The organism is Streptomyces tricolor (genome assembly GCF_002155905.1).
Taxonomy (GTDB): Bacteria; Actinomycetota; Actinomycetes; order Streptomycetales; family Streptomycetaceae; genus Streptomyces; species Streptomyces tricolor.
The window spans coordinates 1-507 of record NZ_MUMF01000794.1 but is presented as its reverse complement, the minus strand read 5'-3'; the positions used below and the strand labels follow the sequence as shown (position 1 = coordinate 507).

The following is a 507-nucleotide window of genomic DNA, read 5'->3' as shown; positions in this document are numbered from 1 at the left end:
GCCTGCACCCCGCGCTCCTTCACGATCCTGCTGCGCACGGTCCGGGGCAGGGCGAGCGCGGGGTGCAGGCCGCCCGGGAGGTCGCCGGCGAGCCGAACGCGGAGACCCGCGTGGAACTGGCCGGGCACCGGTCCGGCCGCGCCCGGTACCGGCTCGTCCCGGCGACCGGCCAGACCCACCAGCTGCGGGTGCACCTGAACACCCTGGGCGTGCCCATCCTCGGCGACCCGCTGTACCCCGAGGTGGCCGACCCGGCACCCCCCGGCGACTTCCGGCGCCCGCTGCAACTCCTCGCCCGGAGGCTGGAGTTCACCGACCCGGTCACGGGCACGGAGCACGCGTTCGTCAGCGCGCGCGAGCTGCGGGCGTGGACGTCGTACGAGGACTGGGCGGCCGGGAACTAGGGCCTGTCGTTCGGGTCGGCCGAACGGCCACGTGCCTCACAGCCGACCTGATCCGAACGACAGGCCCCAGCACCACAGCGGACCCCGGCCGCGCCGGCCGCCG

At 76.1% G+C, this 507-nt stretch carries 1 protein-coding gene; it reads left to right on the top strand.

Annotation, left to right across the window (positions count from 1 at the left end):
* Window positions 1-404 (top strand): pseudouridine synthase family protein (locus CCN44_RS39650; RefSeq protein ID WP_462509667.1); only part of this gene is annotated, 404 nt, incomplete at its 5' end.
* Between the last annotated feature and the right edge of the window lie 103 nt (window positions 405-507).